Source organism: Escherichia sp. WS547 (genome assembly GCF_046486065.1).
GTDB lineage: Bacteria > Pseudomonadota > Gammaproteobacteria > Enterobacterales > Enterobacteriaceae > Escherichia > Escherichia coli.
Genome location: NZ_JBJQMA010000030.1, coordinates 49,574 through 56,071, shown reverse-complemented (window position 1 = coordinate 56,071; position 6,498 = coordinate 49,574). Strand labels below are relative to the sequence as shown.

The 6,498-nt window shown below is 53.4% G+C and carries 5 protein-coding genes; 1 reads left to right on the top strand and 4 read right to left on the bottom strand.

Translation table 11 applies throughout. The annotated features are described in order from the left end of the window. Nucleotides 1-122 precede the first annotated feature (122 nt). From hemG to pepQ, 4 genes are read right to left on the bottom strand one after another with little or no spacing between them, the layout of a single operon-like run. Nucleotides 123-668, bottom strand: a complete 546-nt coding sequence (gene hemG, locus ACJHWK_RS21320; protein ID WP_000853963.1) for a menaquinone-dependent protoporphyrinogen IX dehydrogenase — start codon at nucleotides 666-668, stop codon at nucleotides 123-125. A gap of 11 nt (nucleotides 669-679) precedes the next feature. After that, the gene (trkH, locus tag ACJHWK_RS21315; RefSeq protein ID WP_000545669.1) at nucleotides 680-2,131 is read right to left on the bottom strand and encodes a Trk system potassium transporter TrkH; all 1,452 of its coding nucleotides are present in this window, start codon (nucleotides 2,129-2,131) and stop codon (nucleotides 680-682) included. Nucleotides 2,132-2,169: 38 nt separating this feature from the next. Beyond that, nucleotides 2,170-2,784 carry an IMPACT family protein gene (locus ACJHWK_RS21310; protein ID WP_001296979.1) on the bottom strand — a complete coding sequence of 205 codons (615 nt, stop codon included), beginning with the start codon at nucleotides 2,782-2,784 and terminating at the stop codon, nucleotides 2,170-2,172. After that, nucleotides 2,784-4,115, bottom strand: coding sequence for a Xaa-Pro dipeptidase (pepQ, locus tag ACJHWK_RS21305; RefSeq protein ID WP_000444561.1), 1,332 nt, complete (start codon nucleotides 4,113-4,115; stop codon nucleotides 2,784-2,786). The genes ACJHWK_RS21310 and pepQ overlap by 1 nt, the downstream gene beginning before the upstream one ends. Nucleotides 4,116-4,304: 189 nt before the next feature. Here pepQ and fadB point away from each other — a divergent pair, with 189 nt between their 5' ends. Beyond that, complete coding sequence (gene fadB, locus ACJHWK_RS21300; RefSeq protein WP_001521783.1) at nucleotides 4,305-6,494, top strand: fatty acid oxidation complex subunit alpha FadB; 2,190 nt, start codon at nucleotides 4,305-4,307, stop codon at nucleotides 6,492-6,494. Nucleotides 6,495-6,498 lie beyond the last annotated feature (4 nt).

The window sequence follows — 6,498 nt, the reverse complement described above, 5'->3', positions numbered from 1 at the left end:
TGACCCGGCGGCGTGTTTGCCGTTGTTCCGTGTCAGTGGTGGCGCATTATAGGGAGTTATTCCGGCCTGACAAGAGGAAATTTAAAATAATTTTCTGACCGCGCATTTTTTATTCTTTATGCTTATTTCAGCGTCGGTTTGTCGGTTAAATGGGCGATTTCTCGGGCGAAATTCGCCACCTGCTCCCAATCGGTATAGACAACTTCTTTGCGCGTATCCGTTTCACCGCCTGACATCTTCATAATTAACTTGATCATAAAACGGTCATACCAGCGATAACGTGGGTAACGCAGCGCCCCGGCAATGACCGCGCAGCGATCGGGACGCCATTGTGAACTCATCAGAAACTTCCGCGCGTAGCTGTTGGTCTGTGGAGTACGCTTCTCAGGTTTACGCGCCACCAGGTTTACGGAGTAAAAGGCGCTCGGCATCGAATTCAGCCGCGTCGCATGCTTTTTGACAAATTCCTGGAACGCAGAGTGGTAGTGACCATAGCGAATAGAAGCACCAATGACCACACGGTCGTAGTTTTCCCACTGTGGTTCTTCAATGCGGTGCACATTGGCGACATCCGCCTGGATCCCCAGTTCTTTCAGTTCCGAAGCCAGGTAGGAGGCAATCTCGCGCGTTTGTCCGTCCCTTGTTGAGAAAAGAATTAATGTTTTCACGTATTACTCCATCATTCACGCCAGAAAGTCGGGGTAAAGAGCACCAGCAATGTAAAGACCTCAAGACGACCAAACAGCATGTTGGCAATCAGGATCCATTTAGCCACCGGGTTCATACTGGTAAAGTTATCAGCAACCACGCCAAGCCCTGGCCCCAGGTTATTCAATGTCGCAACAACTGAGGCAAAGGCAGAAAAGTCATCCACGCCCGTGGCGATAATCGCCAGCATACTGACAATAAACACCAATGCATAGGCGGAGAAAAATCCCCAAACGGCTTCGAGGATACGTTCCGGCAGTGCGCGATTCCCCAGCTTAATGCTATAGACGGCGTTCGGATGCACCAGTCGTTTCAGCTCACGGTTCCCCTGCTTAAACAGCAGCAGGATGCGGATCACTTTCAGGCCACCGCCCGTTGACCCGGCACAACCGCCGATAAAAGCTGAACATAAGAGCAGTACCGGCAAAAAGAGCGGCCAGCGGGCAATGCTGTCAGTCGTAAACCCGGCGGTTGTCGCCATCGACACCACCTGGAAAAACGCCTGGTTAATTGTCATCAGCGCCGAACTATAGACATTATGAAACCACAGCACGAGGGTACAAATAATCACCAGCGTAAACTGTACGCCGATAAACATGCGAAATTCCGGATCGCGCCAATAAACCTTCAGACTACGCCCACTTAACAGCGAAAAGTGCAGACCGTAGTTACAGCCGGAGATCAACAGGAAGATAGCAATGATAGTGTTAATTGTCGGGCTGTCGAAATAACCGATACTGGCATCATGTGTCGAGAAGCCGCCAATAGCGATAGTCGCAAAGCTATGGCCGATGGCATCAAAGGCATCCATTCCGGCAAACCACAACGCCAGCGCACAGGCGACGGTCAGCAAGACATAAATCAACCACAGGGTTTTCGCCGTTTCCGCAATTCGCGGGCGCATTTTGTTATCTTTCAGCGGGCCGGGCATTTCTGCGCGATAGAGCTGCATCCCACCCACGCCGAGGATAGGCAGTATCGCAACCGCCAACACGATGATCCCCATCCCGCCAAACCATTGCAGCATCTGGCGATAAAAGAGGATGGCGTGAGGGAGCGAATCCAGCCCCACCAGCGTAGTGGCCCCCGTGGTGGTCAGGCCAGAGAAAGATTCAAAAAACGCATCGGTAATCGTGAGGTTCGGGCTTTCCGAGAAGATAAAAGGGAGCGCACCGACGCTACCCAGCACGGTCCAGAACAGCACCACTATCAGAAACCCCTCACGGGATTTCAGTTCGCCCTTCTCTTTGCGGTTCGGCCACCACAGCATAGAGCCAATGGCGAGGGCGACAAAAAAGGTCTGGGTAAAAGCGCGGCCCGCTCCATCCCGGTAGATGAGTGCTACCAGCCCAGGGATAATCATGGTCCCTGAAAATAAGATGACCAGTAGTCCAACGATTCGGGTAATGGCGCGAAAATGCATCTCTGCCGCTTCCTTAGTTCTGCAAAACGAAGTGGGGATTATTCTTCAATCGCTAACAATTGCAATGAACCACGGCTAAAATCCGCCAGCTTTGCGGAAAATTCAGCCACTTTCGCCGCCGGAAGCGCCACCCGCAGCAGAACGAATGCCTGATAATCACTGTTGATAATTTTGCCGTCACACTGCCCCAGCAACGCTTCAATGCCGGTTAACTGACTATATTCACATTGCAAAGTATATTCGGTTAATGGCGTCTTGCGTTGGGTCGTTAGCTGGCGCAGCGCCTGATTCACTCCGCCGCCATACGCTTTCACTAACCCACCGGTACCAAGCAATATGCCGCCGTAGTAGCGCACCACCACAGCGGTAATTTCCCCGACGCCGCTGCCCATTAGTTGGGCGAGCATCGGTTTACCGGCCGTTCCCGCCGGTTCCCCGTCGTCAGAGAAACCGAGCTGTTGAGAATCATCCGGCGCACCCGCCACCCACGCCACGCAATGGTGGCGGGCATCGGGGTGTTCTGCCCGCACCGATTCAACAAACGCTTTCGCCGCCTCAACGCCATCGGTATGCGCCAACATCGTTATGAAGCGGCTCTTTTTGATCTCTTCAACGACCGTGACTGGTGCCGCAGGAATTAACCAGCTTTCCATCACGCCAGTTTCAGATCCCGGGTCATGTTTTCCACGTTGTTTTCGTGGATCACCACGTTGTCTTCGATACGAATGCCGCCGAACGGTTTCAGTGCTTCAATTTTCTGCCAGTTAAAGTGTTTACTGAACTGCCCTTCACGCCACGGTGCCAGTAGCGATTCGATGAAGTAGATACCCGGCTCGATGGTTAACACCATGCCCGGCTGGAGAATACGGGTGCAGCGCAGGTACGGATATTTTGCCGGTGCCGCGAGGTGCGTACCGCTATCATCCTGCATAAAACCGGCTACGTCATGCACCTGCAGGCCCAGCGGATGGCCGATACCGTGCGGCATAAACGGTCCGGTGAGATCGTTTTCGACCATCGCTTCTTCACTCATATCGGTGATGATTTGATGTTTACGCAGCAGTTTGGCGATGCGCTGATGGAACTGGATGTGGTAATCCACATAGCTGACGCCTGCTTTCATGGTGGCGATCAGCGCCAGTTGTTCATCATTTACGTCTTTCACCAGCTGTGCGTAGTCGTTATCGCTTTTTGCCGACCAGGTACGGGTCAGGTCAGCCGCATAGCCGTTATATTCGGCCCCGGCATCCAGCAGGAAGCTGCGCATCTCTTCCGGTGCCTGGTGGTCCAGTTTGGTGTAATGCAACACCGCAGCGTGTTCGTTAAGCGCCACAATGTTGCTGTAAGGTACGTCGGTATCACGATGACCGGTCGCGGTCAGATAGGCAATATTGATATCGAACTCGCTCATGCCAGAACGGAACGCTTCTTCTGCCGCGCGATGACCGTTGACCGCCATTTTCTGCGCTTCACGCATACAGGCCAGTTCGTACTCGGTTTTGAAGGAGCGGTAGTAATGCAGGTAGTCGATCACCCCTTTCGGGTTGATATTGCTGGCCTCAATACCCAGTTGCAGCGCACGCTCCGGCACCGGACCGATATAACCGATATTCCCGCGCGCAGCAGGCAGCAGGCTACCAATGCCATCGGCTTTCGGCAGCGCGATCACTTCTACATCTTCAGTCCAGAAGGAGGTCGGCAGCGGTTCGACGTTGTGCCAGTAATCAACCGGCAGATAAAACCACAGTTTCGGCTTGTTCACGCCATCCACCAACAGCCAGCAGTTTGGCACCTGAGTTACCGGCACCCACGCTTTGAATTGCGGATTCACTTTAAACGGATAGGGATGATCGTCGAGAAAAACGTTGAACAGTTCGCCGGAGTGAATAAGTAACGCATCCAGCTTGAAGCGCGCCAGCGCATCGCGAGTCCGTTCTTGTAAGGTAGCTATATGATTTTTATAGAGTGAGGCCAGTGATTCCATTTTTTACCCTTCTGTTTTTTTGACCTTAAGTCTCCGCATCTTAGCACATCGTTCATCCAGAGCGTGATTTCTGCCGAGCGTGATCAGATCGGCATTTCTTTAATCTTTTATTTGCATATTTTTAACACAAAATACACACTTCGATGCATCTGGTACGACCAGATCACCTTGCGGATTCAGGAGACTGACATGCTTTACAAAGGCGACACCCTGTACCTTGACTGGCTGGAAGATGGCATTGCCGAACTGGTATTTGATGCCCCAGGTTCAGTTAATAAACTCGACACTGCGACCGTCGCCAGCCTCGGCGAGGCCATCGGCGTGCTGGAACAGCAATCAGATCTAAAAGGGCTGCTGCTACGTTCGAACAAATCAGCCTTTATCGTCGGTGCTGATATCACCGAATTTTTGTCCCTGTTCCTCGTTCCTGAAGAACAGTTAAGTCAGTGGCTGCACTTTGCCAATAGCGTGTTTAATCGCCTGGAAGATCTCCCGGTGCCGACCATTGCTGCCGTCAACGGCTATGCGCTGGGCGGTGGCTGCGAATGCGTGCTGGCGACCGATTATCGTCTGGCGACGCCGGATCTGCGCATCGGTCTGCCGGAAACCAAACTGGGCATCATGCCGGGCTTTGGCGGTTCTGTACGTATGCCACGTATGCTGGGCGCTGACAGTGCGCTGGAAATCATTGCCGCCGGTAAAGATGTCGGCGCGGATCAGGCGCTGAAAATCGGTCTGGTGGATGGTGTAGTCAAAGCAGAAAAACTGGTTGAAGGGGCGATGGCGATTTTACGCCAGGCCATTAACGGCGACCTCGACTGGAAAGCGAAACGTCAGCCGAAGCTGGAACCGCTAAAACTGAGCAAGATTGAAGCCACCATGAGCTTCACCATCGCTAAAGGGATGGTCGCACAAACGGCGGGGAAACATTATCCGGCCCCCATCACCGCAGTAAAAACCATTGAAGCGGCGGCCCGTTTTGGTCGTGAAGAAGCATTAAATCTGGAAAACAAAAGCTTTGTCCCGCTGGCGCACACCAACGAAGCCCGCGCACTGGTCGGCATTTTCCTTAACGATCAATATGTAAAAGGCAAAGCGAAGAAACTCACCAAAGACGTTGAAACCCCGAAACAGGCCGCTGTGCTGGGCGCAGGCATTATGGGTGGCGGCATCGCTTACCAGTCTGCGTGGAAAGGCGTACCGGTTGTCATGAAAGATATCAACGACAAGTCGTTAACCCTCGGCATGACCGAAGCCGCGAAACTGCTGAACAAGCAGCTTGAGCGCGGCAAGATCGATGGTCTGAAACTGGCTGGCGTGATCTCCACAATCCACCCAACGCTCGATTACTCTGGTTTTGACCGCGTGGATGTTGTGGTAGAAGCGGTTGTCGAAAACCCGAAAGTGAAAAAAGCCGTACTGGCAGAAACCGAGCAGAAAGTACGCCCGGATACCGTGCTGGCGTCTAACACTTCAACCATTCCTATCAGCGAACTGGCCAACGCGCTGGAACGTCCGGAAAACTTCTGCGGGATGCACTTCTTTAACCCGGTGCACCGGATGCCGTTGGTGGAAATTATTCGCGGCGAGAAAAGCTCCGACGAAACCATCGCGAAAGTCGTCGCCTGGGCGAGCAAGATGGGCAAAACGCCGATTGTGGTTAACGACTGCCCCGGATTCTTCGTTAACCGCGTGCTGTTCCCCTACTTCGCGGGTTTCAGCCAGCTGCTGCGCGACGGCGCGGATTTCCGCAAGATCGACAAAGTGATGGAAAAACAGTTTGGCTGGCCTATGGGTCCGGCATATCTGCTGGACGTTGTGGGCATTGACACCGCGCATCATGCCCAGGCTGTCATGGCAGCAGGCTTCCCGCAGCGGATGCAGAAAGATTATCGCGATACCATCGACGCGCTGTTTGATGCCAACCGCTTTGGTCAGAAGAACGGCCTCGGTTTCTGGCGTTATAAAGAAGACAGCAAAGGTAAGCCGAAGAAAGAAGAAGACGCCGTCGTTGACGACCTGCTGGCAGAAGTGAGCCAGCCGAAGCGCGATTTCAGCGAAGAAGAGATTATCGCCCGCATGATGATCCCGATGGTCAACGAAGTGGTCCGCTGTCTGGAAGAAGGCATTATCGCCACTCCGGCAGAAGCGGATATGGCGCTGGTCTACGGCCTGGGCTTCCCTCCGTTCCACGGCGGTGCGTTCCGCTGGCTGGACACCCTCGGTAGCGCAAAATACCTCGATATGGCACAGCAATATCAGCACCTCGGCCCGCTGTATGAAGTGCCGGAAGGTCTGCGTAATAAAGCGCGTCATAACGAACCGTACTATCCCCCGGTTGAGCCAGCCCGTCCGGTTGGCGACCTGAAAACGGCTTAAGGAG

Excerpts from the sequence above, each read along its gene's own strand:
- ACJHWK_RS21310 (WP_001296979.1), bottom strand. The coding sequence starts at position 2,784 with ATGGAAAGCTGGTTAATTCCTGCGGCACCAGTCACGGTCGTTGAAGAG.
- pepQ (WP_000444561.1), bottom strand. The coding sequence starts at position 4,115 with ATGGAATCACTGGCCTCACTCTATAAAAATCATATAGCTACCTTACAA.
- trkH (WP_000545669.1), bottom strand. The coding sequence starts at position 2,131 with ATGCATTTTCGCGCCATTACCCGAATCGTTGGACTACTGGTCATCTTA.
- fadB (WP_001521783.1), top strand. The coding sequence starts at position 4,305 with ATGCTTTACAAAGGCGACACCCTGTACCTTGACTGGCTGGAAGATGGC.